Annotated in this window: 21 protein-coding genes and 1 pseudogene; 17 read left to right on the forward strand and 5 right to left on the reverse strand. The window is 57.8% G+C overall.

Features of this window, described 5'->3' with window-relative positions; translation table 11 throughout:
• Window positions 1–4 precede the first annotated feature (4 nt).
• From truA to cobA, 15 genes and pseudogenes are all read left to right on the forward strand, one after another.
• The gene (gene truA, locus B3M52_RS08420) at window positions 5–901 is read left to right on the forward strand and encodes a tRNA pseudouridine(38-40) synthase TruA (protein ID WP_085680544.1); all 897 of its coding nucleotides are present in this window, start codon (window positions 5–7) and stop codon (window positions 899–901) included.
• A 7-nt stretch (window positions 902–908) separates the two neighbouring features.
• Window positions 909–1538: a phosphoribosylanthranilate isomerase gene (locus B3M52_RS08425; protein ID WP_252971506.1), complete on the forward strand. Its 630-nt coding sequence runs from the start codon at window positions 909–911 to the stop codon at window positions 1536–1538.
• A complete protein-coding gene (gene trpB / locus B3M52_RS08430) occupies window positions 1531–2739 on the forward strand; it encodes a tryptophan synthase subunit beta (RefSeq protein ID WP_197061310.1) in 1209 nt (402 codons plus the stop codon). The genes B3M52_RS08425 and trpB overlap by 8 nt, the downstream gene beginning before the upstream one ends.
• A 75-nt stretch (window positions 2740–2814) precedes the next feature.
• On the forward strand, window positions 2815–3627 hold the full coding sequence (gene trpA, locus B3M52_RS08435) for a tryptophan synthase subunit alpha (RefSeq protein WP_036205493.1): 813 nt from the start codon (window positions 2815–2817) through the stop codon (window positions 3625–3627).
• A 40-nt stretch (window positions 3628–3667) separates the two neighbouring features.
• The gene (gene accD / locus B3M52_RS08440) at window positions 3668–4594 is read left to right on the forward strand and encodes an acetyl-CoA carboxylase, carboxyltransferase subunit beta (RefSeq protein ID WP_041333302.1); all 927 of its coding nucleotides are present in this window, start codon (window positions 3668–3670) and stop codon (window positions 4592–4594) included.
• Complete coding sequence (folC, locus tag B3M52_RS08445) at window positions 4578–5903, forward strand: bifunctional tetrahydrofolate synthase/dihydrofolate synthase (RefSeq protein ID WP_091643874.1); 1326 nt, start codon at window positions 4578–4580, stop codon at window positions 5901–5903. Before accD ends, folC begins: the two co-directional genes overlap by 17 nt.
• 112 nt (window positions 5904–6015) lie before the next feature.
• The gene (locus B3M52_RS08450; protein ID WP_091643877.1) at window positions 6016–6678 is read left to right on the forward strand and encodes an SPOR domain-containing protein; all 663 of its coding nucleotides are present in this window, start codon (window positions 6016–6018) and stop codon (window positions 6676–6678) included.
• A gap of 95 nt (window positions 6679–6773) precedes the next feature.
• Complete coding sequence (locus tag B3M52_RS08455; protein WP_036205497.1) at window positions 6774–7343, forward strand: CvpA family protein; 570 nt, start codon at window positions 6774–6776, stop codon at window positions 7341–7343.
• Window positions 7344–7378: 35 nt separating this feature from the next.
• Window positions 7379–8902 (forward strand): amidophosphoribosyltransferase, encoded by a 1524-nt coding sequence (purF, locus tag B3M52_RS08460; RefSeq protein WP_036205498.1) that lies wholly within the window; start codon window positions 7379–7381, stop codon window positions 8900–8902.
• 29 nt (window positions 8903–8931) lie between these two features.
• Window positions 8932–10173 carry an O-succinylhomoserine sulfhydrylase gene (locus B3M52_RS08465; protein WP_036205500.1) on the forward strand — a complete coding sequence of 414 codons (1242 nt, stop codon included), beginning with the start codon at window positions 8932–8934 and terminating at the stop codon, window positions 10171–10173.
• A gap of 6 nt (window positions 10174–10179) precedes the next feature.
• Window positions 10180–12759: a DNA translocase FtsK gene (locus B3M52_RS08470; protein ID WP_091643879.1), complete on the forward strand. Its 2580-nt coding sequence runs from the start codon at window positions 10180–10182 to the stop codon at window positions 12757–12759.
• 12 nt (window positions 12760–12771) lie between these two features.
• Complete coding sequence (gene lolA, locus B3M52_RS08475) at window positions 12772–13428, forward strand: outer membrane lipoprotein chaperone LolA (RefSeq protein WP_036205504.1); 657 nt, start codon at window positions 12772–12774, stop codon at window positions 13426–13428.
• Window positions 13428–14771, forward strand: coding sequence for a replication-associated recombination protein A (locus B3M52_RS08480; protein WP_091643882.1), 1344 nt, complete (start codon window positions 13428–13430; stop codon window positions 14769–14771). The genes lolA and B3M52_RS08480 overlap by 1 nt, the downstream gene beginning before the upstream one ends.
• A 90-nt stretch (window positions 14772–14861) precedes the next feature.
• A complete protein-coding gene (gene serS / locus B3M52_RS08485) occupies window positions 14862–16136 on the forward strand; it encodes a serine--tRNA ligase (RefSeq protein ID WP_041333307.1) in 1275 nt (424 codons plus the stop codon).
• A gap of 14 nt (window positions 16137–16150) precedes the next feature.
• Window positions 16151–16972 (forward strand): annotated as a pseudogene (cobA, locus tag B3M52_RS08490) (uroporphyrinogen-III C-methyltransferase); the annotation flags it as partial.
• Between the two features lie 2 nt (window positions 16973–16974).
• On the opposite strand, the gene B3M52_RS08495 reads toward cobA, so the two are convergent.
• Window positions 16975–18048 carry a 3-deoxy-7-phosphoheptulonate synthase gene (locus B3M52_RS08495; protein WP_036205509.1) on the reverse strand — a complete coding sequence of 358 codons (1074 nt, stop codon included), beginning with the start codon at window positions 18046–18048 and terminating at the stop codon, window positions 16975–16977.
• Window positions 18049–18172: 124 nt separating this feature from the next.
• Between B3M52_RS08495 and B3M52_RS08500 the strand changes: the two genes are divergently transcribed.
• Together B3M52_RS08500 and B3M52_RS08505 are read left to right on the forward strand one after the other, a co-directional pair.
• Complete coding sequence (locus B3M52_RS08500; RefSeq protein WP_091643884.1) at window positions 18173–19996, forward strand: DUF1631 family protein; 1824 nt, start codon at window positions 18173–18175, stop codon at window positions 19994–19996.
• Window positions 19997–20025: 29 nt separating this feature from the next.
• Window positions 20026–20436 carry a PilZ domain-containing protein gene (locus tag B3M52_RS08505; protein WP_036205924.1) on the forward strand — a complete coding sequence of 137 codons (411 nt, stop codon included), beginning with the start codon at window positions 20026–20028 and terminating at the stop codon, window positions 20434–20436.
• A gap of 46 nt (window positions 20437–20482) precedes the next feature.
• Here the strand turns inward: B3M52_RS08505 and B3M52_RS08510 are convergent, their stop codons facing one another.
• From B3M52_RS08510 to B3M52_RS08525, 4 genes are all read right to left on the reverse strand, one after another.
• Window positions 20483–21268, reverse strand: a complete 786-nt coding sequence (locus tag B3M52_RS08510; protein WP_036205512.1) for an enoyl-ACP reductase FabI — start codon at window positions 21266–21268, stop codon at window positions 20483–20485.
• A gap of 104 nt (window positions 21269–21372) precedes the next feature.
• A complete protein-coding gene (locus B3M52_RS08515; RefSeq protein ID WP_091643887.1) occupies window positions 21373–22962 on the reverse strand; it encodes an ABC transporter ATP-binding protein in 1590 nt (529 codons plus the stop codon).
• A gap of 1 nt (window position 22963) precedes the next feature.
• Complete coding sequence (locus B3M52_RS08520) at window positions 22964–23983, reverse strand: ABC transporter permease (RefSeq protein ID WP_227517939.1); 1020 nt, start codon at window positions 23981–23983, stop codon at window positions 22964–22966.
• Window positions 23984–23988: 5 nt separating this feature from the next.
• Complete coding sequence (locus tag B3M52_RS08525; protein WP_151982279.1) at window positions 23989–25074, reverse strand: microcin C ABC transporter permease YejB; 1086 nt, start codon at window positions 25072–25074, stop codon at window positions 23989–23991.
• Window positions 25075–25082 lie beyond the last annotated feature (8 nt).

The following is a 25082-nucleotide window of genomic DNA, read 5'->3' on the forward strand; positions in this document are numbered from 1 at the left end:
TTCATTGTTTGTTACGCCACAACCACTGACCACTGACGGCGCCATCGGGGCGGGGAGGGTCGCGCTTGCCTTTGAATACGATGGCCGGGGCTTCCACGGCTGGCAATATCAGAAATCAGGCGTGCGGTCGGTTCAGGGAGAACTGACCCAGGCAGTTTCAAAGGTTGCTGACCATCCTGTTGAACTCGTATGCGCGGGCCGCACAGATGCGGGCGTGCACGCCAGTTACCAGATTGCCCATTTCGAGACGCCCTCGGTGCGTAATCCCCGGTCCTGGGTTATGGGAATCAACACTTCATTGCCGCAGGATGTTGCGGTTCATTGGGCCGGTAATGGGGTGGATGACTTCCACGCCCGTTTTTCCGCGACGTATCGCCGATACCGTTATGTGATCTATAACCATGCGGTAAGGCCGGGCATCCTTCATGGCCAGGTTAGCTGGACGTTTCGCCCCCTGGATGCAGCGCTGATGCATCAGGCTGCCCAGTTTCTTTGCGGTGAGCACGACTTCTCCTCATTTCGTGCGGCTGGCTGCCAGTCGAGGTCACCCATTCGGTTTCTTGAAGCCATCGAGGTAACCCGAAAAGGGAACTTCGTCGTAATAGATGTGCAGGCAAATGCGTTCCTGCATCATATGGTTCGCAATATCGCCGGTGCACTAATGTCGGTGGGTACAGGGAAGCAGCGGCCGGCCTGGATTCGTGAGATACTTGAGGCCAGAGATCGGACTGTTGCAGGCGTAACAGCACCGCCCCATGGACTGTATCTGGTAGATGTAGGGTATCCGGAAGGGTTCTCTATCCCGGCAGCTCAGTGCGGGCCAGCGTTCGTCGCACCCTGGTTTGAGGCTGATGAAAATCGACCACGCAGCCCGACTCACATACATCGAAAACAGCGATAGACGGCTTATGAGAACCCGGGTCAAGATCTGTGGTATCACCCGAAAGCAGGACGTTATTGCCGCTGCCAACGCCGGAGCGGATGCCCTGGGCTTTGTATTCTACGAGCCCAGCCCAAGGTATGTGACACCTGATGCCGCCAGGGAGCTGGTGGATGCGGTTCCTCCCTTTGTAGCGGCAACGGGGCTGTTTGTTAACCCCGAAGCGTCATACGTCCGGGAGGTGCTGTCACAGGTGCCGCTGGGGCTTCTCCAGTTTCATGGCGATGAATCTCCGGAATTTTGCAACAGTTTCGGTGTTCGCTGGATCAAAGCCGTGCGGGTGCGCGAAACTGATGATATCGAACATGCCTTTGAGCATTACCGTAACGCCAGCGGCCTGCTGGTGGACGCATGGGACCCGAAGAAATACGGCGGTACCGGACAGTCCTTTAACTGGTCATTGATACCGTCCACGCGCCCATTGCCTCTCATATTGGCCGGCGGCCTGGCTTCTGATAATGTATCCCGCGCTGTTGCGCAGGTGCGCCCCTGGGCCGTCGATGTCAGTGGTGGTGTGGAAAGCAGCAAAGGCATCAAAGACGATGAAAAGATCACTGATTTTATAAACGAGGTTCACCGTGTCGATGAAACTGACTGAAGAAATGCTCAAGGCGCTTCCGGATGCACGGGGTCACTTTGGTGCTTACGGCGGAAGATTTGTCTCCGAAACCCTGTTTGATTCGCTGATGACCCTGGAGCGTGAGTACAAAAGACTAAAGGACGATCCGGAGTTCCAGGCGGAGTTTGATCGGGATCTGGCGCATTATGTTGGCCGGCCCAGCCCGCTGTACTTTGCTGAAAGACTGAGCCGGGAAACCGGTGGTGCACAAATCTGGCTGAAGCGTGAAGATCTTAACCACACGGGCGCGCACAAGGTAAATAACACCATCGGTCAGGCACTGCTCGCGAGTTTCCTGGGTAAAAAACGGGTCATTGCGGAAACGGGTGCCGGGCAGCATGGCGTTGCTACAGCGACCGTGTGCGCGCGCCTGGGCCTTGAGTGCCACGTGTTCATGGGCGCCGAGGATGTAAAGCGACAGTCTCTGAACGTTTACCGGATGAAACTGCTTGGCGCTGAGGTTCACTCCGTTCAGAGCGGAACGCGCACACTCAAGGACGCCATGAACGACGCGATGCGTGACTGGGTGGCGAACGTTGACGACACCTTCTACATCATTGGTACGGTTGCCGGGCCTCACCCTTATCCACTGCTGGTGCGTGATTTCCAGTCAGTCATCGGGCGAGAAACCCGCGAACAGTCCCTGGCCCAGGCGGGTAAACTGCCGGATGCGCTGGTGGCCTGTGTCGGTGGTGGTTCCAACGCCATCGGCATGTTCTATCCGTTCCTGACCGACGAGAGTGTGGAGATGTACGGTGTGGAAGCCGGTGGCCTGGGTATTGAGACCGGAAAACATGCGGCGCCGCTGAGCGCGGGACGTCCGGGTGTGCTTCACGGTAACCGGACGTACCTGATGGAAGACGAGAATGGCCAGATCGCGGGCACCCATTCGGTCAGTGCCGGCCTTGATTACCCGGGCGTCGGGCCTGAGCACAGCTGGCTCAAGGACATTGGCCGGGCCCACTACGTGTCGGTGACCGATGATGAAGCTCTGGATGGCTTCCGGAAGCTGACACGGGTGGAGGGTATTATGCCCGCGCTTGAGACCGCCCATGCGGTGGCCTACGCTATCAAGCTGGCCGCTACGATGGATAAGGACCAGATGGTGGTGATCAACGTCTCCGGTCGCGGTGACAAGGACATACACACCATCGCTCAACTGGATGGCATAGAAGTTTAAGCAGTTGCCCGGTATCTGACGGCAGGTCGCCGGGCTGGTACGGACTGCAGTGCAGGAATAATCACAGGAGCAGGCATGAGTCGAATCGAAGGGGTGCTGAAAGCCCTGAAAGGGCAGGGTCGCAAGGCGCTGATTCCGTACATTACCGCTGGCGATCCACATCCGGATCTGACCGTTGACCTGATGCACACTTTGGTGTCGGCGGGTGCTGATATCATCGAACTGGGCGTACCATTCTCCGACCCAATGGCGGACGGCCCGGTGATTCAACAGGCGTGTGAGAGAGCGTTGGTGCACGGGACGTCATTGCGTCAGGTGCTGGGAATGGTGAAAACGTTCCGTGAGAAAGACAATGCCACACCGGTCGTGCTGATGGGTTACCTCAACCCGATGGAGGCCATGGGTCAGGAGAAATTCGCTGACGCGGCTGTTGATGCCGGGGTTGACGGTATCCTGACGGTGGATTTGCCGCCGGAAGAGGCGGACGAAGTGGCGCCGTTGTTCACGGCCCGGAACCTTGATGCGATTTTTCTGTTGGCACCAACCACGACGGACGACCGAATTCGTGCAATCAGTGAGCACAGTTCGGGCTATGTGTACTATGTTTCATTCAAGGGTGTTACGGGCGCCGGTAAGATCGATGTGGATGAAGTGGCCTCGAAGGTGTCCCATATTCACGAACTGACTGCGCTTCCGGTGGGTGTTGGATTTGGTATTCGTGACGCTGCAACAGCGGCAGCGGTCGGTCGGGTATCCGATGGTGTAATTGTCGGCAGTGTACTGGTCGATACAATAGCCCGAAATCAGGCGGATCCTGATCAGCTCAAACGGGCATTGTCGGATCTGCTCCACCCGATGCGAGAAGCACTGGACAGCCTGGCTTCGTGACAGTCGGGTTCCCGCAGGCATCAAAGGACAGGATGAGATCATGAGTAACTGGCTGGACAAGATCATGCCGAGCAAGATCCGCTCGGAATCCAAACAACGGACCGGTGTTCCTGAAGGTCTGTGGAAGAAATGTCCCAAGTGCGGGGCGTTTTTGTACAAGCCGGAGCTGGATAAGAATCTGGACGTGTGCCCCAAGTGCCAGCATCACCTGAGGATAACTGCCCGCCGTCGTCTGGATGTTTTCCTGGACGCCGACGGCCGCCAGGAGATCGCGGCTGATCTGGAACCTTGGGACCGCCTGAAGTTCAAGGACAGCAAGCGTTACAAGGATCGCCTGAGCCAGAACCAGAAAGCCACTGGTGAGAAAGATGCCTTGGTTGCCATGCGTGGCTCCTGCCTGGATATTCCGCTGGTTGCGGTGGCCTTTGAATTCAACTTCCTTGGCGGCTCCATGGGGCAGGTCGTGGGTGAAAAGTTCGTTCAGGCGGCCAATGTGTGCCTGGAAGAGCGGATTCCATTGGTGTGTTTCTCTGCCAGCGGTGGCGCACGGATGCAGGAGGCAATCCTGTCGCTGATGCAGATGTCCAAGACGGCCGCCGTGCTTGAGCGCATGAAGCAGGAGGGCATTCCCTATATCTCGGTCATGACCGACCCGGTATTCGGTGGCGTTTCCGCAAGTCTTGCCATGCTGGGCGATCTGAACATTGCGGAACCTTATGCGCTGATCGGTTTCGCCGGTCCTCGTGTTATCGAGCAAACTGTTCGTGAAAAGCTGCCCGAAGGTTTCCAGCGCAGCGAGTTCCTGCTGGAGCATGGCGCCATCGACATGATTCTTCATCGGCATCAGATGCGTGAGCGCATTGCTGCCTTGTTGGCCAAGTTTACCGATCTGGATAAGCCGGCCACGGAAGCGCCCATCGAGTTCGAAGTGTCGGAGCGACCGGAAACCGATGCCCCCGCAGAATAGCCCTGTCGCCCGGGGCAATGCTGTCCCGGGCGATAAAGCCACGCTTGACCAGTGGCTTGGTTACCTCGAATCGATCCACCCTTCTGAAATCGACCTTGGCCTCGACCGAGTGTTGCTGGTGTTGCGACGCCTGTTTCGCCGCAATCCGGCCGGGCGAATCATCACCATCGCAGGTACCAATGGAAAAGGCAGTGCGGTAGCGGCACTTGAGAAGCTGTTAATGGCATCGGGGCGGTCGACCGGGGCCTATACCTCTCCCCACCTCCAGAACTATAACGAGCGGGTAAGGATCAACGGGGCGGATGTTGGCGATGACCAGTTGGTCCGTGCGTTTTCCCGGGTGGAGGAAGCTCGCCGTGATACCACGCTGACGTATTTCGAGTTTGGAACCCTCGCTGCTTTTGTACTGTTCCAGGAAGCGGGTGTCGAGGACTGGGTTCTTGAAGTTGGGCTGGGCGGGCGCCTGGATGCGGTCAACGTTCTGGATCCGGATCTGGCCATTATTACCTCCGTTGATATCGATCACGTTGCCTTTCTTGGGGACAACCGTGAGGTCATCGGTTTTGAGAAGGCGGGCATTCTTCGCCCCGGCATACCCGCTGTCTACGCCGATATCGATCCACCTGAGTCGGTATTGCAGCAGGCGGCCGCCCAGAAGGTCCAGCTGGAAAGGCCTGGAGAGACGTATCAATTGGTGCCGTGCGACCCAGGCATAGCACCAGCTGGCAGTCTTTGGCTGGAGCAGCCTCGCTACGGCGACCGGGTATTGCTTCCAGACAACGGGCTTCCCGTCCACAGTCTGGCCGCAGCAGTCGTTGCTGTCAGACAGTTGGCGCCGGAATTGGCGCCCAGTGCCATTGAGCAGGTTATCGCCCGGCTGACGTTGCCGGGTCGCTATGAAGTCTTGCAGCAGCAACCTCAGGTGGTGGTTGATGTCGGCCATAATCCCCACGCCGCCAACTGGCTGGCGGCTCGAATCGGGCGGCGGGAGCCCGGGGCCGGTCGTGTTATTGCTGTCTACGCCGCCCTCGAAGACAAGGATGTGGAAGGGGTAGCGTGCGCAATGGCTCCGGTAGTCGACGAGTGGCACCTGGCTGGTCTGGACGTTCATCGTGGGTTGTCCGGTCCTGAGCTGGTTGACCGAATAGGTGGTCTGCTTCCGCTGCCTGCAGCCACAGTTTCCGTCTCGGTCTCAGCGGCCGTGGAGGAAGCTCTGGGTGGCGCCGGTCCGGAGGATATGGTGGTGATATTCGGCTCCTTCTACACAGTAGCGCAGGCCCGGGTATCCCTGGGGAGAACGGCGCCTTAAATATCCTTCATTCCGTCGTCGAAGCTTTGAGTTCTCAGCATTGGGCGGTTAGTATCGGGCACAGAAAGTCGTCAATGATGGCGGGGCAGGAACAAACAGGGGACAACCTAACGTGGACGGACTGAAACAAAGAATCATCGGGGCTCTCGTGCTGGTGTCACTTGCCGTAATCTTTGTGCCGATGATGTTCGATGAACCACATTCCGAGCGCGAATCCACCACAATCAAGATCCCGGAAGAGCCGCCGTTCCCCGAAGTGGATGCACCCGAGCCGGAACTCTCCGATGCCCCGGCGTACCGGCTTGAGGAAAGCGATGCGGCTGGCGAGCCGGACTCGGCCCCCCAGCCGTCAAACGACCAACCAACACCCGATGCTGACATGGCGGGTACAGAGCCTCAACCTGTCGCCAATGCCATCGAAGAACCTCAGAATCCTCCAGAGCCAGCGCCATCTGAAGAGCCGTCGTCATCCGCCACCACCGGCTCCGCTGATCCGGCCACTGAGACGGATTCAGCGGAGTATACCCGCTCGCTGGAAGGCGCGTGGGTTGTCCAGTTGGGCAGTTTTGGCAGTGGTGATAACGCCAGGCGGTTGCGTGACAAGGTTCGTGACAAGGGTTACAACTCCCACCTGCAGCAGGTGACACGCGGTGACACCGAGCTGACCCGTGTCTTTAGTGGTCCTTTCGCGGAAAAGGCGGAAGCTGAAAGAGCAAAACAGGCGCTCGACAAAGCCTTTGGTCTCAACAGCCTGGTGACCTCCGGCGACAAATAACCCGTGCTTCTCCGGTCACTTATGCGCACAGGGCGGTTTGGTCGGGTGACGTTTCCTGATAGAATTCGCGCTTCCTTATTTTCACCGGGTTTTCCATGGATGCGCTGATCTGGATCGACTGGGTCATCATTGCCCTGATAACTGTTTCCACCCTAATCAGCCTGAAGCGTGGCTTTGTGAAAGAGGCGCTCTCGCTGATCACGTGGGTGGGGGCGTTTATCCTTGCCCGGACATTCCATCCCCAGATGCAATCTCTCCTCGAGAGCACCGTTGAAACGCCGCTTGTGCGGCTTGTCGCCGCCTTCGCGATCCTGTTCTTTGGTACCCTTATTGTTGGTGCCATAATCAATAACATGATCGGCCATCTGGTCAGGGCGACCGGGCTTTCCGCCACTGACAGAGTGCTCGGTATGGGATTCGGCCTGTTACGGGGCGTTGTGGTGGTGATTGTCGGGATTGCACTTACCCGCTATACGCCGCTGGCACAGGACACCTGGTGGCGTACGTCCATCATGATAGACCGTCTGGCCGTGGTGGAAGATTGGTCAAGAAGAACCCTCGGAGACGAATTTGCCCGCTTTCTCGGGCCGGCAGGCGGGGAAATGGATAACCCCTCCGGTTCTCAGCAGGAAGATAACGTGGAACCCGCTTCCGCGTCCCGCTAACATTCAGTATTAACGCTTCGGAGATTACCGTATCCATGTGTGGCATTGTCGGCATAGTCAGTACTTCCAACGTGAATCAGACGCTTTACGATGCGCTGACCGTATTACAACACCGGGGCCAGGATGCGGCGGGAATTGTTACCTTTCAGGATGAGCGTTTTTACCTGCGCAAGGACAACGGCCTGGTGCGGGATGTATTTCGTACCCGTCACATGCGCCGCCTGGTGGGTAATGTTGGTATCGGCCATGTTCGGTATCCCACGGCGGGCAGTTCAAGCTCGGCGGAAGCGCAGCCGTTTTACGTCAACAGCCCCTACGGCATTACCCTGGCCCATAACGGCAACCTGACCAACGCCGACGACCTTAGCCGTGATCTGTTTCGCACCGATCTCCGCCACATCAACACCAACTCTGATTCCGAAGTCCTGTTGAACGTGTTTGCCCATGAGCTTCAGAAACTGGGCAAACTCGACCCGACCAAGGAAGAAATTTTTGCGGCTGTTCGGGCCGTGCACAAACGCTGCCGCGGCGCCTATGCGGTCATAGCCATGATCACCGGATATGGCATCGTCGGTTTCCGAGACCCCAACGGCATTCGCCCGGCCTGTTATGGCGTGCGCAAGACCGAAGAGGGTGAGGAGTACATGATTGCCTCCGAGAGCGTGGCGCTGAGTGCCGCGGGCTTCAAACTGGTGCGGGACATCGCGCCGGGTGAGGCGGTGTACATTGAAACCGATGGCACGCTTTATACCCAGCAGTGCGCTGAGGAAGCCCACCTTTACCCCTGTATATTCGAGCACGTGTATTTTGCGCGGCCAGATTCCATTATCGACAAGGTATCGGTCTACAAGGCGCGGCTGCGGATGGGGGAAACTCTGGCTGAGAAGGTGCTGCGGGAGCGTCCGGACCATGATATCGATGTGGTGATGCCGATACCGGATACCAGTCGCACCTCTGCGATGCAGATGGCGCATCGGCTGGGGGTGAAGTTCCGTGAAGGCTTTATCAAGAATCGCTATATCGGCCGTACCTTTATCATGCCGGGCCAGAAGATGCGGAAGAAGTCCGTGCGCCAGAAGCTGAACCCGATCGATCTCGAGTTCCGGGGCAAGAACGTCATGCTGGTGGACGATTCCATTGTGCGGGGAACCACCTGCAAGGAAATCGTGCAGATGGCCAGAGATGCCGGTGCCCGTAAGGTTTACTTCGCGTCAGCAGCGCCCCCGGTTCGTTACCCCAATGTCTACGGCATTGATATGCCGTCGGTGAACGAGTTGATCGCCCACGACCGAAGTGTTCAGGAGATTGGCGAGCTCATCGGCGCGGACTGGTTGCTGTACCAGGATCTGGATGATCTCATTACCTGTGTGAATGACGTTAATCCGGAGATCGAGGGGTGGGAGTGTTCCGTCTTTACCGGCAATTACGTTACTGGTGATGTGGACGCAGCCTATCTCAATAAACTGGAGGCGGCCCGCAATGACGAGAACATGTCCCAAGCCGGTGCCGGGGATTCCTCCGACAACGGCATTATTGATCTGTATAACGACGAAGACTGACCCAGCATGGCCATAAACAGGAGTTTGTCATGACCTATCGCCGCGAAGAACATGTTCTGATCCCCGAGTCGGATCTTGAGGGCATGTCGGTGGACACTCTCGCGGTCCGTGCCGGTCAGATTCGCACCGGCCAACTGGAGCATAGCGACGCAATTTTCCCAACGTCGAGCTTCGTTTATGGCAGTGCCGCACAGGCAGCGGCCCGGTTTGGTGGTGAGGAGCCGGGCAATATCTATTCCCGTTTTACCAATCCCACGGTACAGGCGTTTGAATCCCGTATTGCGGCGATGGAAGGCGGTGAGCGTGCTGTAGCGACGTCGTCCGGCATGGCGGCCATCCTGGCGACCTGCATGGCGCTGCTGAAAGCGGGTGATCACGTGATTTGCTCGCGGGGCGTGTTTGGCACCACCAATGTGCTTTTTCAGAAGTACCTGGCGAAGTTCGGTGTGGACACCACCTTTGTGGGCCTGACGGATATGTCGCAATGGCAGGCTGCGGTGCGCCCTGAAACCCGGATGCTGTTCATCGAAACGCCAACGAACCCGTTGTGCGAAGTCGCCGACATGGAGGCACTGTCCGGGTTGGCCCGGGCGAATGACGCCTTGTTCGTCGTGGACAACTGTTTCTGTACACCTGTGCTGCAGCGCCCATTTGAGCATGGCGCCGATGTTATCATTCACTCTGCCACCAAGTATCTGGATGGCCAGGGCCGATGTGTCGGTGGTGTCGTTATTGGTCCCAACACACTGATGGAGGAGGTCTACGGCTTCCTTCGTTCTGCCGGTCCCACCCTGAGCCCATTCAACGCGTGGGTTTTCCTCAAGGGTCTGGAAACCTTACCAATCCGTATGCGCGCCCATTGTGACAATGCGTTAGAGTTGGCGACATGGCTTGAAGGGCAGGGCGCGGTGGATCATGTATTCTATGCCGGTTTGCCCGATCATCCACAGCATGAATTGGCGAAGCGTCAGCAAAGCGGGTTTGGTGGAGTCCTTTCCTTTACCGTGAAAGGTGGCCGGGAAGAGGCCTGGGCGTTCATCGATGCGACGCGAATGATCTCCATTACCGCCAATCTTGGTGACGTCAAAACCACGATTACCCATCCGGCCACAACCACGCACGGTCGCCTGTCTCCGGAAGACAAGGTTCAGGCGGGTATTACCGAAAATCTGGTACGGATCTCGGTGGGTATCGAAGCTGTTGAGGACCTCAAAACCGATCTGCAACGCGGGTTTGAGGCTCTTGAAAATTACCGTCAGGGAACTGTCTGAGCATTCATGGCTGAGAGCGTAAAAGCGAAAAAATCCGGTGAGTTGACCGAAAAACAGGAGCGGTTCCGTCGCTTCCTGGCCCAGGGAGCCAGGGAAGGAGCGGTGATCGCCCTGATCGCACTGTGCATTTATCTGGGAATGGCGCTGGTTACCTTCAGCCCTTCGGATCCTGGTTGGGCCAGCATTGGCCACGACACCAGTGTGCAGAATTACGCAGGCCGAACGGGCGCCTGGTTGGCCAGTCTACTACGTGACTTTTTCGGCCATGTCGCCTTTCTGTTTCCCGTAATGATCGCCGGCTATGCGTTGATGTTGATTCGCCGCCGGAATGATCCTATCGACATGCACATGCCGCTGTTTCTGCTACGTTTTGGCGGTTTCCTGTTGATCTTGCTGTCGGCGACAAGCCTACTGTCGCTCTATTCTGTGTTCGGTCTTGGGGTAACGTCGGGCGGTGTGCTGGGCTCCGCGGTGTCTGAGGCCATGGTGCGCTTCTTCAACCTGCCGGCCACGACGCTGCTGCTCATTGCGATTTTCCTGTTTGCACTGACGGTCAGTACGGGGATGTCCTGGTTCTGGCTGATGGATCAGGTTGGCAATCTGACGCTCCGTATCGGTAATGCCATCAAAAACCTTTTCTCCTCTTCCGACAAGGAAAAGCCCAAACCGGCAGCAAAAGCCCCGGCTGCACCCGAACCCGCGAAGAAACCAGCGGAGCCGCCCACGGTGCGGGACAGGGTGGCAACCCAGAAAACCCCGGCGGCAGGCAACTCCTGGTGGCGGCGCCTGTTGCGCCTGGGTCCGCGTGCTGAAAAGGTCAAGGCACCTGCATCACGCCCAGAGCGAAAAGAACCGGGCCTGGAAGGCGTACTGCCAGTTGATGATGCCGAACCCGCTCGGCTGGAAAGCTTCAGCTCCCAGGATGACACGACACCGGTGGCCAAACCGTCGCCAAAGGGGAATTCCAAGCCGCCCGGGAAATCCCTGAAGATATCCCCGTTCAAGCGGGATGATCAGTCCGCCGGCAGCACCAATGGCGCCAAGAGCAAACAGGCGTCGTTGCTGGAAGATATTGAAAGCACCATTCCGCCCATAACCCTGCTGGACCCACCGGAGGAGCACAAGGAAAGGGGTTATTCCGAGGAGTCGCTTCAACACATGTCGCGGTTGCTGGAAGAAAAGCTCGCGGATTTCGGCGTTTCCGTGGAAGTGGTCGAGGTTAACCCCGGGCCGGTTATTACCCGGTTTGAGATTAAACCCGCGCCAGGCGTCAAGGTCAGCAAGATTTCCAACCTGGCGAAGGATCTTGCCCGTTCCTTGGCGGTCCTTAGTGTTCGCGTGGTTGAGGTGATTCCGGGCAAGTCCGTGGTGGGTATCGAGATACCGAACGAAGAGCGGGAAATGGTCCGGCTCAGTGAGGTGTTGAACGCCCGGGTGTTCCAGGACTCATCGTCTGCCTTGACCCTGGCGTTGGGTAACGACATCGGCGGTAACCCGATGGTGGCCAATCTGGCGAAGATGCCGCATCTGCTGGTGGCCGGCACAACCGGTTCCGGCAAGTCGGTGGGCGTCAACGCCATGATACTGAGCATGCTGTTGAAAGCCACTCCCGAAGAAGTTCGTTTCATCATGGTCGACCCCAAGATGCTTGAATTGAGCATCTATGATGGTATTCCGCATCTGTTGGCGCCGGTGGTCACCGATATGAAAGACGCGGCCAACGCGCTGCGTTGGTGTGTAGCGGAAATGGAGCGCCGGTATCGGCTGTTGGCGAGCCTGGGTGTACGCAACCTGGCCGGCTACAACCGCAAGGTTAAGGATGCAGCCGCCGCGGGTGAGCCACTGCTGGACCCAACGTGGAAGCCGGATGAGTACCTGGCGGATGACGAGCAGGAACGCCCGGAACTGGAAACCCTTCCGTTCATCGTGGTGGTCATCGACGAATTTGCTGACATGATGATGATCGTTGGGAAGAAGGTCGAGGAGCTCATTGCGCGGATCGCCCAGAAAGCCCGTGCCGCCGGCATTCATCTGATCCTGGCTACACAACGGCCGTCTGTGGACGTTATCACGGGCCTGATCAAGGCCAACATTCCGACGCGGATGTCCTTCCAGGTATCGTCCAAGATCGATTCCCGCACGGTACTGGACCAGGGTGGGGCGGAACAGTTGTTGGGGCATGGTGACATGCTCTACCTGCCCCCGGGCTCTGGACTGCCGGTACGGGTGCATGGTGCCTTCGTAGACGATGACGAAGTCCACCGGGTTGTCAGTGCCTGGAAGGCTCGTGGAGAGCCCGTTTATGTGGACGATGTACTGAACGGGGCCGAAGGCGAGAACCTGCCTGGCGTGCCTAACCTGAGTGAAGGCGGCGGTGACAGTGAGGGGGATGCTCTGTTCGACGAGGCAGTAGCCTTTGTTACTGAGGGCAGGCGGGTGTCAATTTCATCCGTACAACGTAAATTCAAGATCGGCTATAACCGGGCCGCGAACCTGGTCGACGCCATGGAAGCATCCGGTGTGGTCAGCGCAGCCGGGCATAATGGCGCCCGTGAAGTTCTGGCACCACCGCCACCGAGAGATTAGGAGTAGCGATTCATGAGAGTTTCAGCAAAAGCCCTTTGGTTGGTCACCGCGTTTTCGGCCCTGATATCGGTGATCACGCCGGCCATGGCGGAAGATACCAGTGCAAAGGCCGCAGCGGATCTGTCTGCGCTGCTCAAGAATTACGAATCCTTCCAGTCTGATTTTATTCAGATCGTGGTTAACGAAAACGGCAATCGCGTTCAGGAGAGCCGTGGCTCCCTGAAGGCCAAGCGTCCTGGGTTGTTTTACTGGGAAACCCGAAAACCCCATTCACAGTTCGTCGTCAGCAACGGTGAAACCGTGGAAGTCTACGATCCGGATCTGGAACAGGTCACCATCCACAACCTGGACGAGCGTGTACAGACAACACCAGCGCTTCTTTTGAGTGGTGAGGTTGATAACCTCAATGAGACCTATCGCGTGTCCTCCCGCTCTCCTGGGGAGAATATCCGTGAGTTCACCCTGGAACCGCGAAGCGAGGATTCCCTGTTCGTATCCCTGAGGCTGACCTTCCATAACGGTGAGCTGCAGGAAATGCGCATGCAGGATTCACTGGCGCAGCTCAGCGTTCTCAGTTTCGAGGACATTCGCCTGAACGCCCCGGTGGAGGACAATGCGTTTACCCTGAATTACCCTGACAGCGTGGATGTGATCCGGGACGGGGCCTGATGCAGGATAGCCTGTTCGCGGAACAGCAGGGTTTCCGCCCGCTGGCTGCGCGAATGCGCCCGGCGAGCCTTGATGAATACGTCGGCCAGTCACATCTGGTGGGCGAGGGCAAGCCGCTCCGCAGGGCGGTTGAGCAGGGACAGCTCCACTCCATGATCCTGTGGGGCCCTCCGGGTGTCGGTAAGACCACCTTCGCCCGCCTGCTGGCCAACCTCAGTGATCTCAGCTTTGAGACCGTTTCGGCCGTTCTCAGCGGTGTAAAGGATATCCGTCTCATTGTTGAGCGGGCGAAAGACCGCAAGCGCAGCGAAGGGCGCGACACCCTGCTGTTTGTCGATGAAGTTCACCGTTTCAATAAAAGCCAGCAGGACGCGTTTCTTCCTCACATTGAAGACGGTACTTTCATCTTTGTCGGTGCCACCACCGAGAACCCTTCCTTTGAACTGAACAGTGCGTTGCTCTCCCGTACCCGCGTCTATGTACTGAAGAACCTTGAAGAAACCGACATTCTGGAACTGCTTGGGCGGTCACTGTCTTCACCAGAGGGGCTGGCAGGGCGATTCACCGTGGAAAAGAGCGTCCTGGAGCTGATGGCAACCGCATCGGGCGGCGATGGCAGGCGTGCGCTGAATATTCTGGAAGTGGCAACGGATCTTGCAGAGCCTGATGAAGACGGCGCCGCCAGAATTACCTCCGATCATCTGGAACAGGTGCTGCAAACCAGCTTGAGGCGGTTCGATAAAGGCGGCGATGTCTTCTACGACCAGATATCGGCACTTCACAAGTCTGTGCGGGGCTCCGACCCCGATGGCTCCCTGTACTGGCTATGTCGCATGCTGGATGGCGGTTGTGATCCGTTGTATGTGGCCCGGCGTCTGGCGCGAATTGCCAGCGAGGACATAGGCAATGCCGACCCGAGGGCGCTGCAGATTGCCATGGACGCCTGGGAGGCCCAGGAGCGACTGGGTTCCCCTGAGGGCGAACTGGCGCTCGCTCAGGCAGTTACCTATCTTGCCCTTTCGCCCAAGAGTAACGCGGTCTATTCCGCCTTTAACCAGTGTATGGCCGATATCCGCAATGACCCGGACTATGAGGTCCCCGTTCACCTGCGCAACGCCCCCACCAAACTGTTGAAGTCCATGGGGCACGGTGACGAATACCGTTATGCCCATGACGAGCCGGAAGCATTCGCCGCCGGAGAATCCTATCTCCCCGAGGCCATTCACCAGCGCCGTTACTATGAGCCAGTCCATCGGGGCCTGGAAATCAAACTCGCCGAAAAGCGTGACCGGCTCGACGACTGGAACCGCAACAGCGACCGCAAGCGTTACCCGCAACGCTGAAATCCGCTAGCCGCTTTCGCCCGCTGTGGTCATAGCCGGCCGCGCAGGTATAATGCCCAGTCAATCGTGAACAACAGAAACAGGATAATCATGCTCGATCCCAAACGTGTCCGCACCCAGACTGAAGAGATCGCCCGTCGCCTTGCTATCAAGGGGTACACCTTTGACAAAGCCACATTCGATCAGCTCGAGGAGCGCCGTCGCGCGATCCAGGTGAAAACGGAAACTCTGCAGGGCGAGCAGAACCGCCGATCCAAATCCATTGGCAAGGCCAAGGCGGCCGGTGAAGACATCCAGCCATTACTGGACGAAGTGGAAGACCTGAAGAAACAGAAGTCAGAAGCGGAAGACGAGTTGCGGGTGTTACAGGAGGAATTGAACGACTTCCTCGCCAGCATACCGAACCTGCCCGACGACACCGTGCCGGCCGGAGAAAGCGAAGACGATAACGTTGAGGTGCGTCGCTGGGGTACCCCCAAACACTTTGATTTTGAACCAAAGGACCACGTTGCCCTGGGCGAAGCCCTTGGTGGCCTGGACTTCGAGACCGCCACTCGTCTGGCTCATTCCCGTTTTGCTGTGATGCGCGGCCCGGTTGCCCGCCTGCATCGGGCGCTTGCCCAGTTCATGATCAACCTCCACACCGACGAGCATGCGTATACGGAAGCCTACGTGCCGTACCTGGTCAACGCAGACACGCTCTTTGGGACGGGCCAGCTTCCCAAATTTGAGGAAGATCTTTTCCGCATGGACGGGGAGAAGCCTCTTTACCTGATTCCCACGGCGGAGGTTCCGGCCACCAACCTGGTTAGCAACACCATTCTTGATGCAGCAGAACTGCCCCTGAAGCTGGTCTGCCACACTCCCTGTTTCCGTAGTGAAGCCGGCTCTTACGGCCGTGATACCCGCGGGATGATCCGCCAGCACCAGTTTGACAAGGTGGAGCTGGTGCAGGTCGTTCGCCCGGAGGACTCCGAAGCGGCGCTCGAGGCGCTGACCGGGCACGCCGAAAAGGTACTGCAGCTCCTCGAACTACCGTACCGGTTGGTTGACCTCTGTGGCGGCGACATGGGTTTTGCGGCCGCCCGTACTTATGACATCGAAGTCTGGTTACCGGGCCAGGACAAATATCGCGAAATATCTTCCTGTTCCAACGCCAGGGATTTTCAGGCACGGCGCATGCATGCACGCTGGCGTAACCCGGAAACCAATAAGCCGGAGCCCGTTCATACCTTGAACGGATCCGGGCTTGCCGTTGGCCGCGCACTGATTGCGGTGATGGAGAATTATCAACAGGAAGACGGCAGCATCCTGGTTCCCGAGGTCCTGAAACCGTATATGGGAGGCGTAGACAGAATACAATGAGTGACAGACTCGACGATGCACCATGGAAGGGCGTTGGTGCAAAGCCTGCACCAGTTCGGTACCACAAGAATCCGGTAACGGAAAATCCGAATAGCTCCGAAGGGGAGGTTGCACTCGTGGGTGCCGGCCCCGGTGATCCGGAGTTACTGACATTGAAGGCGTGGCGCCTGATCCAGTCAGCGGAAGTGGTGTTGTACGACCGCCTGGTGTCGCCGGAAATCCTGTCACTTATTCCTGAATCCGCCGAGCGTATTCATGTGGGCAAGCAGCGTGCTAACCACACCTTGCCCCAGGATCAGATCAACAGCCGCCTGGTGGAACTCGCCCGCAAGGGACGCAAAGTGGTGCGGCTCAAGGGTGGTGATCCCTTTATTTTTGGCCGTGGCGGCGAGGAGATTGAAACCCTCGCGGCGGCCGGTGTGCGCTTCCAGGTGGTGCCCGGCATTACCGCTGCTTCCGGTTGCGCCGCCTACGCCGGCATTCCGCTTACGCACCGGGACCACGCCCAGTCAGTTCGGTTTGTCACCGGCCACCTGAAGAATGACACCTGCGACCTGCCTTGGAAGGATTTCGTCCAGAACAACCAGACCCTGGTGTTCTACATGGGCCTGGTCGGGCTACCGATTATCTGCCAGCAACTGGTTGCCCACGGTATGTCTCCGGAGATGCCGGTGGCGCTCGTTTCAAGAGGGACAACGCCCCACCAGCAGGTTGTGACCGGGGACCTGACAAACATCGTGGAAAGGGTGGAGAGGAATGCGGTGCCTGCCCCCACATTGGTCATCATCGGCAACGTGGTGACCTTGAGAAGCAGGCTCGACTGGATCGGTGGCTGAAATCAGCCCCGACGCTTCGGCAGAACGTCCTTCAGCTTCTCCCGCATGTCACGCAGGGCTTTTTCAGTGGTCTCCCAGTCAATACAGGCGTCCGTCACGGACACACCGTATTTAAGATCGGCCAGGTTTTCAGGAATCGACTGATTGCCCCAGTTCAGGTTGCTTTCCACCATCAAACCCTGGATGGACTGGTTGCCCTCAACGATCTGATGGGTGATGTCCTGCAATACCAGAGGCTGTATGGCCGGGTCCTTGCTGGAATTGGCGTGGCTGCAGTCAACCATGATCGACTGACGGAGTTTGGATTTCTCCAGCGCCTGTTCACACAGGGCAACGTTGACTGAGTCATAGTTGGGTTTGCCACCGCCGCCACGCAGAACCACGTGGCCGTAATTGTTACCCCGGGTACGGATAACCGCGACTTTGCCCTGCTGGTCAATGCCGAGGAAGCTGTGAGGGTGAGAGACCGACTTCATGGCATTAACTGCAACGTCCAGGCTGCCATCGGTACCGTTCTTGAAGCCAATGGCCATGGACAGGCCACTGCTCATTTCCCGGTGAGTCTGAGATTCTGTGGTGCGCGCGCCAATAGCGGACCAGGAGATTGTATCCTGCAGGTATTGCGGGGAGATAGGATCCAGTGCTTCTGTCGCCGTGGGCAGTCCCAACTCGGAGATATCCAGGAGCAGACGACGGCCGATGTGCAGGCCCTGTTCAATGTCGAAGGTGTCGTTGAGGTGGGGGTCGTTAATCAACCCTTTCCAGCCAACGGTGGTGCGAGGCTTCTCGAAATACACCCGCATGACGATCAGCAGGGTATCGCTGACTTCTTCTGCCAGCTTCTTCAGCCTGGCGGCGTATTCCCGGGCAGCTTCGACATCATGAATGGAGCAGGGGCCCACCACCACAAACAGGCGATGGTCCTTGCCGTCCATGATGTCATAGATGGCCTGGCGGCCTTTTTCCACGGTTTCCGCGGCCTTGCCGGAAAGCGGCATCTCCTGCTTGAGCGCTTCAGGGGTAATCAAAGGTTCCTGACTCGCCACATTCAGATTCTCTAGTTTGGTGCCCGACATTCTGTTGTTATCCCCGTCGCATAAAACATGACTGGCCGGCGCTTAGTTGCGGTAAACCCCGGCGAGTTGGTTATACTGCGTTATTTGATGAACCTTTTCAACGCTTCTGACGCGCGGGGAACGGATGCAGCAGAGCACGCAGAAAAAGCGCAAAGTACTGTCCCGGAAACAGGTGGTAAAGAGGATTGGGGACGTGCTTTCAGGCATTCGTGTACCCGATCTTCCCTATCCCGCGGGAAAGGTTGCTGCAGACGCAGCCAGCGACTGGCGCCCATTGTTGCTGTCCTGCTGGACGGAGCAGCGGGATGAGCCCGTGACCCGTGTGATCCGCTCGGTATCCTTGACCTGGTCGGTCAGGCAGATCAATTCCGCCTATGTGGCGGACCGAATCATGGATGTGTTTCTCAAGACCAGCGGCCTCCATCCCGAACTGGCCCTGCGAATTGCCCGCCTTCGGTTCTTTCTCGCCTGGCGAATGAACCTTGAGGGAGCCGGAGCGCTGAACGATACCATCGTGCACTGGCTTGACAGCCTGCAGGACTGCAGGGGATGGAGTGGTTCCAGCGGGCGCTCAGGGAGGGCCCTCCTGGATCAGTTGGATTCACTGACCATAGCGGTGTCCGGCTGTTTCGATTCCGGGGACGTCGGGCCGGTTATCGAATTCTGCCGTCAGTGGGAAGAGGATGCGGGAAAGCGCGAACAGCAGAATGAGCGTTTACGTCAGCGGTTGCTGGAAACCGAGCAGGGCGCCGCCCGTCAAAGAAAGTCGGAACAGACGGCTAGGGCATTGGTGGGCCGGGCCCTCCAGAATCGTCAGCTGCCGCAAGCCGTGGTTCGGTTTATCTTTGATCACTGGTTTGCCCTGATCAAGCAGATTGTCTGGCAGGAAGGCACCGAGGGCGACAACTGGCGGCATGCCAGCAAACTGTTGGAATGGCTTGTCTGGATTGGTGATCCGGCGCTTTCCGACAAGGACAGGAACCGCCTCTATACGGTGGGGGAGCAAATTGGTGACCGGATCAGCGACGTCTGGAACCGCGTCAACGGCAAGCCCCTGGATGACTCGGCCCTGCAAGGAATCCAGTCGGTTATGGTGGATCGTCTGAGGGGCGAAACGCCCGAGCTGGTTTCCGCGTTGCCGGAAGGCGACCGATTCTCCTGGGATCCTTCCTGGTTGTCGTTTTCCGCACCGCCCGAGGCCGAGGTTGAGCCGTTGTTGGGAAAATGGTTTGTGGAAGGTGAGGGCGCCGCGGAGCGACGTCGGTATTTCTTTGCTCTGCTACCGGATACCTGTGAAGCGCTCTGGACCAATGGTGCCGGGGTCAAACTGGGACTAATGCCCTGGCCAAGGTTCTCCACGGCTCTCGATAGCGGCACCCTGAGATTATTACCACCATTGACTCCCTTCGGTCAGGTGTTGGCGGAAACCATTACCTCGCTATCTGTGGTGCTTGAACGCCAGACGTTGCAACGGGAAGAAGCCGCCAGGGAGGCGAGAGCCCGGGCAGAAACCTTGCGTCGGGAAAAGGCGGAAGCGGAACAATTGCGCCAACAGGAGGAAGCCGCCAGGCAGGCTGAACTCGCAAGGCAGAAGAAAGCGGCAGAAGATCGACGTATCGCTGATGAAGAAGCCGAGCAGCAACGCCTGTTGCAGGAGCGGGAGACCGCTGCGAGGGAGTTGGTGGAAGGCATCAAACTGGGTGGTTGGATCGTCGAGGAAAGTAGCGGTGAGGACAAGGATGCCGTTCGCCTGAAGCTGGCCGTACGGATCAATGCCTCCCGGAAGTTGGTTTTTGTGGACCGACTGGGGCTGAATCGCCGCGAATTCCTGGTGGATGAACTCGTGGATCACGTGGTGATGGGCCGGGTACGCGTACTTGGTAGCTCTGCAGAGTTTGATGACGCTCTGTCGCGGGTGGTTGGCCGTATCAGGGTCGGTCGAAACTGACCGGATAAAACACTATCGGATAGATGATCATGAGCGATATCGATTACAGTTTTGGCGACTACGAGGATGCTCCGGAATCTGGGGATAACCGTTCCGAGTACCGGCTGGCTGCGAGCGCAAGTGTGACCCTGGAGCTGGAATCACCGATTCCGGATGTCGAGGGGGATCAGTCCGGACGGTCTCTGGTATCACGCACCAGCGATGTCTCTGCCCGTGGTATCCGGTTGACGACCGCAGAACCGGTAACCCAGGGTGCGCTCTTACCTGCCTGGGTCAGTCTGGAGGATGACAATAAGCCGTTTGGTCTGATGGTGGAGGTTGTCTGGTGTCGTGCAAGCACTGAAACCAGTTGGCTGGTGGGACTTCAGATACTGGAGTCGGATGACACGTCCTATCTGGAGTGGGTGGAAGCCGTCGCAAAGGCGATGTCTGAGGGTTAAGTCGTCCCGGCAAGGCCCGAAAGCCCTGCCGGGAAAACCGGGAGCTTCAGTCTTCCAACTCGCCCATGCCGGTAATGTTGAAGCCGGCATCAACGTACATGATTTCACCAGTAATGCCGCTGGCCATGTCAGAACACATGAAGGCAGCAGCGTTACCCACTTCGTCGGTAGTCACGTTGCGGCGTAACGGTGCCCGCCTGGCATTCTCGGCCAGCATACGGCGGAAGCTCTTGATGCCAGAGGCCGCCAGGGTCTTGATTGGCCCTGCCGAGATGGCGTTGACCCGGATGCCATCACGCCCCAGACTGCCGGCCATATAGCGAACGTTCGCCTCAAGGGAAGCCTTGGCCAGTCCCATGACGTTGTAGTTCTGCAGTACTTTCTCGGCACCCAGGTAGCTGAGGGTCAGCAGGGAGCTGTTTTCATGCATCATCTTGCGACCGGCCTGGGCCAGGGCAACAAAGCTGTAGGAGCTGATGTCGTGGGCGATGCGGAAGCCTTCCCGCGTGGTGACGTCCACATAGTTGCCATCCAGCTCGTTGGCCGGGGCGTAACCGACAGAGTGGACAATAATGTCGATGTCGTCCCAGTGCTTGCCCAGTTCGGTGAACACAGCTTCTATTTCGTCATCGCTGGCAACATCGCACGGGAAAATCAGCGAACTGCCCCAGCCTTCGGCGAATTTCTCTACTCGGGATTTGAGCTTTTCATTCTGGTAAGTGAATGCCAGCTCGGCGCCTTGTTTGGCAAAGGCTTCGGCGATGCCATAAGCGATCGAGTGTTTGCTTGCAACGCCGACAATCAGTGCTTTTTTGCCACTGAGTAATCCCATAACGATTCTCCCTGTGTTTCAGTTTAAGGCATTATCCATGAACCGCAGCGGTGCGGGTAACGCTCAATTGGTCGTAGTAATCGGGCGTGGCCTGTCATTGCGCTTTATTGGCTGTAGAACAGGGCCGCCCCAAGCAGTTCACGGGTGTAATCGTGCTTTGGTGTATTGAATATCCCGGCGGCATCGCCGTATTCCACGACCCGACCACTCTTCAGTACCAGCAATTTGTGGCTCAGTGCCCGGACCACGGCCAGATCGTGGCTGATAAACACATAGCTTAGACCATATTTGTCCTGGAGATCCCGCAGCAGGTTAATCACCTGTTTTTGCACCGTCCTGTCCAGGGCAGAGGTGGGCTCGTCCAGAATGATGAGTTCTGGCTGCAGCACCAGCGCCCGGGCGATGGCAATGCGTTGGCGCTGACCGCCGGAGAACTCATGAGGGTAGCGGTGACGGGCCTGTGGGTCGAGCCCGACGTCGGTGAGCGCCTGTATGACCCTTCGGTCCTGTTCTTCGGGTGTTGCCGGTACGTGTATTTCCAGGCCTTCACGCACGATCTCGGCGACTGACATCCGCGGGCTGAGGCTACCGAATGGGTCCTGGAACACAATCTGAATACGGCTGCGCCATGGCCGGAACTGCTTCTGGTCGAGCGGACCGAGTTCTTCGCCGCTGAGCCGAATACTGCCGCGACTGGAAGTGAGCTTCAGCAGTGCGTGGCCGATCGTGGTCTTGCCACTTCCGCTTTCACCAACGATACCCAGGGTTTCGCCTTCGTTGAGCGAGAAACTGACGTCGTCGACCGCCTGAAACCACGACTGAGGCCGACCAAACAGGCTTTTGCGAGTAACGAAGCGCACATCAAGGTTGTTCACGTCCAGCAGCGACTTGTTGTCGACCATGGTGCCCGACGGCGAGGCCGGTGGTTCTGCGTCCAGCAAGCGACGGGTATAAGCATGCTGTGGCTCTTCAAACAGCTGCGCTGTCGGCGCTTCCTCGATCAGTTGTCCCTGCTCCATCACCACGACATGGTCTGCATAGCGCCGCACGATGGACAAGTCGTGGGTGATCAGCAAGATCGCCATGCCCAGCTTTTGTTGCAGGTCTTTTAACAATTCCAGTACCTGCTTCTGGACAGTGACGTCGAGTGCTGTTGTCGGCTCGTCTGCGATCAGCAGGTCCGGCTCGTTGGCGAGGGCCATGGCAATCATTACGCGCTGCTTCTGGCCGCCGGAGAGCTGATGAGGGTAGCTCGTCAGGCGCTCTTCAGGCGAGGGGATGCCGACCAAATCCAATAGTTCCACGCAACGGGCACGAGCCTGTGGGCCACGCATCCCCTTGTGCAGTGCCAGGGTTTCACTGATCTGCTTTTCCACCGTGTGCAATGGATTGAGCGAGGTCATTGGCTCCTGGAAAATCATGCTGACGTGACGTCCGCGGATCTGTCGAAGGCGTTTCTGGCTGGCCTTCAGCATGTCCTCTCCCTGGAACAGGATCGCACCTGAGGGATAACTGGCGTGGCGTTCGTCGAGCAGTCGGAGGATGGACAGGGCGGATACGGATTTCCCGGAGCCGCTTTCTCCCACCAGGGCGACGGTTTCACCATTGTCGATACTCAGCGACAATCGATCCACGGCCTGAATGGTGTCGTCAAAACGTATGGACAGATCCCGGATTTCCAGCAGTTGCGACATATCAGTTCTTTCTCGGATCGAAGGCATCACGGACGGCTTCACCGACAAACACCAGCAGCGTCAACATGATGGACAGGGACACAAACGCCGATATACCCAGCCACGGGGCATGGAGGTTGGATTTACCCTGGGCGATCAGCTCACCCAGTGAGGGTGACCCGGACGGTAGGCCAAATCCCAGGAAGTCCAGTGACGTCAGGCCGGTTATGGCACCGGTCAGGATGAACGGTAGAAAGGTGAGGGTGGCCACCATCGCGTTGGGCAGGATATGGCGGAACATGATCTTGCGGTTGCCCAGTCCCAGGGCTCTCGCGGCCTTAACGTATTCGAAATTGCGGGCGCGCAGGAATTCCGCGCGAACCACATCCACCAGCCCCATCCAGCTGAACAACAGCATGATGCCCAGCAGCCACCAGAAATTAGGTTGCACGATGCTTGACAGAATAATCAGCAGGTAGAGCACCGGAAGCCCTGACCAGACTTCGATAAATCGCTGCCCCAGCAGATCAACCTTACCACCGTAGTAGCCCTGGATAGCACCCACAACCACGCCCACGATGCAGCTGAGAATGGTCAGCACAAGCCCGAACAGGACGGAAATGCGGAACCCGTAAATCACCCGCGCAGCCACATCCCGGCCCTGGTCATCGGTGCCGATCCAGTTTTCAGCGCTGGGTGGGGCCGGAGATGGTACCTCAAGGTTATAGTTCGTGGTGTTGTAGCTAAAGCGAATGGGGGGCCAGATCATCCAGCCATTTGCCTCGATTTCATCGGCGATAAACGAATCGCGGTAGTCGGCTTCGGTGGGCAGAAACCCGCCGAACGTCTCCTCGGGTACACTTTCCACGATCGGAAAGTAAACATCCCCTTTGTAGTAGGCGACCAGTGGCACGTCATTCGCAATCACCTCGGCGATGAGTGAGAGTCCAAAGAGGGCCAGGAATATCCACAGGGACCAGAAGCCACGACGATTATTGCGGAAGTTGCGCAGTCGCCGTTGCTGGATGGGAGAGAGCGTCACCATACCTACGATCCCTCCCGGCTTTCGAAATCGATGCGGGGATCCACCAGAACGTAAGTGATATCGCTGATCAGCTTCAGTACCAATCCCATCAGCGTGAAGATATAGAGGGTGCCGAATATCACCGGATAATCCCGGTTCAACGCTGCCTCAAAGCCCAGTAATCCGAGGCCATCCAAGGAGAAGATCACTTCAATCAGCAATGAGCCTGTGAAGAATAGCGACACAAGCACGCCGGGAAGGCTGGCAATGACGATCAGCATGGCGTTGCGGAACACATGCCCGTAAAGCACCTGTTTCTCTTCCAGCCCCTTGGCCCTGGCGGTCACCACATACTGCTTGCTGATCTCATCGAGGAAAGAGTTCTTGGTCAGCAGGGTGAGGGTGGCAAAGCCGCCGATGACATTGGCCGTTACAGGCAATGCGAGGTGCCAGAAGTAATCTCCGATTTTCTGGTACCAGGTAAGTTCATCGAAATTGGACGACGTCAGCCCCCGCAGAGGAAACCAGTCCAGATAACTGCCCCCTGCGAACAGGACGATCAACAGTATCGCAAACAGGAAGCCTGGTATGGCGTAACCCACCACGATGGCAGAACTGCTCCAGACGTCGAATCGCGATCCGTCGGTGACCGCCTTGCGGATGCCGAGGGGGATCGAGATCAGGTAGATAATCAGGGTGGACCACAACCCCAGGGAGATGGACACCGGCATCTTGTCCAGAATCAGTTCGATCACCGAGCGGTCCCGAAAAAAGGACTCGCCAAAATCAAAGGTGGCGTAATCCCCGAGCATCTTCAGGAATCGCTCGTGGGGCGGCTTGTCGAAGCCGTACATAACCTCTATTTCTTTGAGCAGCTCTTCCGGCAGGCCGCGGGAGCCGCGGCTGTCGCCACTTGAGGAGGTAACCTCGCCGCCGGCACCACCGCCGCTGGCCCGGGAAAGGGCGCTACCACCGTGCCCCTCGGTTTCCGCAATCAACTGCTCAACGGGACCGCCAGGGGCGGCCTGAACAATGACGAAATTGAGCAACATGATCCCGAGGAGGGTGGGGATTATCAGCGCAAGGCGCCTGAGGATATAACTGCCCATTCAGCGGA

The organism is Marinobacter sp. UBA2688 (genome assembly GCF_002352785.1).
GTDB lineage: Bacteria > Pseudomonadota > Gammaproteobacteria > Pseudomonadales > Oleiphilaceae > Marinobacter > Marinobacter salarius.

Bases quoted from the DNA above. Each gene is read 5' to 3' on its own strand.
- B3M52_RS08465 (WP_036205500.1), top strand. From the start codon at position 8,932: ATGACCTATCGCCGCGAAGAACATGTTCTGATCCCCGAGTCGGATCTT.
- B3M52_RS08425 (WP_252971506.1), top strand. From the start codon at position 909: ATGAGAACCCGGGTCAAGATCTGTGGTATCACCCGAAAGCAGGACGTT.
- purF (WP_036205498.1), top strand. From the start codon at position 7,379: ATGTGTGGCATTGTCGGCATAGTCAGTACTTCCAACGTGAATCAGACG.
- serS (WP_041333307.1), top strand. From the start codon at position 14,862: ATGCTCGATCCCAAACGTGTCCGCACCCAGACTGAAGAGATCGCCCGT.
- B3M52_RS08500 (WP_091643884.1), top strand. From the start codon at position 18,173: ATGCAGCAGAGCACGCAGAAAAAGCGCAAAGTACTGTCCCGGAAACAG.
- trpA (WP_036205493.1), top strand. From the start codon at position 2,815: ATGAGTCGAATCGAAGGGGTGCTGAAAGCCCTGAAAGGGCAGGGTCGC.
- B3M52_RS08525 (WP_151982279.1), bottom strand. From the start codon at position 25,074: ATGGGCAGTTATATCCTCAGGCGCCTTGCGCTGATAATCCCCACCCTC.
- B3M52_RS08510 (WP_036205512.1), bottom strand. From the start codon at position 21,268: ATGGGATTACTCAGTGGCAAAAAAGCACTGATTGTCGGCGTTGCAAGC.
- B3M52_RS08455 (WP_036205497.1), top strand. From the start codon at position 6,774: ATGGATGCGCTGATCTGGATCGACTGGGTCATCATTGCCCTGATAACT.
- B3M52_RS08505 (WP_036205924.1), top strand. From the start codon at position 20,026: ATGAGCGATATCGATTACAGTTTTGGCGACTACGAGGATGCTCCGGAA.
- B3M52_RS08480 (WP_091643882.1), top strand. From the start codon at position 13,428: ATGCAGGATAGCCTGTTCGCGGAACAGCAGGGTTTCCGCCCGCTGGCT.
- B3M52_RS08515 (WP_091643887.1), bottom strand. From the start codon at position 22,962: ATGTCGCAACTGCTGGAAATCCGGGATCTGTCCATACGTTTTGACGAC.
- folC (WP_091643874.1), top strand. From the start codon at position 4,578: ATGCCCCCGCAGAATAGCCCTGTCGCCCGGGGCAATGCTGTCCCGGGC.
- lolA (WP_036205504.1), top strand. From the start codon at position 12,772: ATGAGAGTTTCAGCAAAAGCCCTTTGGTTGGTCACCGCGTTTTCGGCC.
- B3M52_RS08495 (WP_036205509.1), bottom strand. From the start codon at position 18,048: ATGTCGGGCACCAAACTAGAGAATCTGAATGTGGCGAGTCAGGAACCT.
- B3M52_RS08470 (WP_091643879.1), top strand. From the start codon at position 10,180: ATGGCTGAGAGCGTAAAAGCGAAAAAATCCGGTGAGTTGACCGAAAAA.
- accD (WP_041333302.1), top strand. From the start codon at position 3,668: ATGAGTAACTGGCTGGACAAGATCATGCCGAGCAAGATCCGCTCGGAA.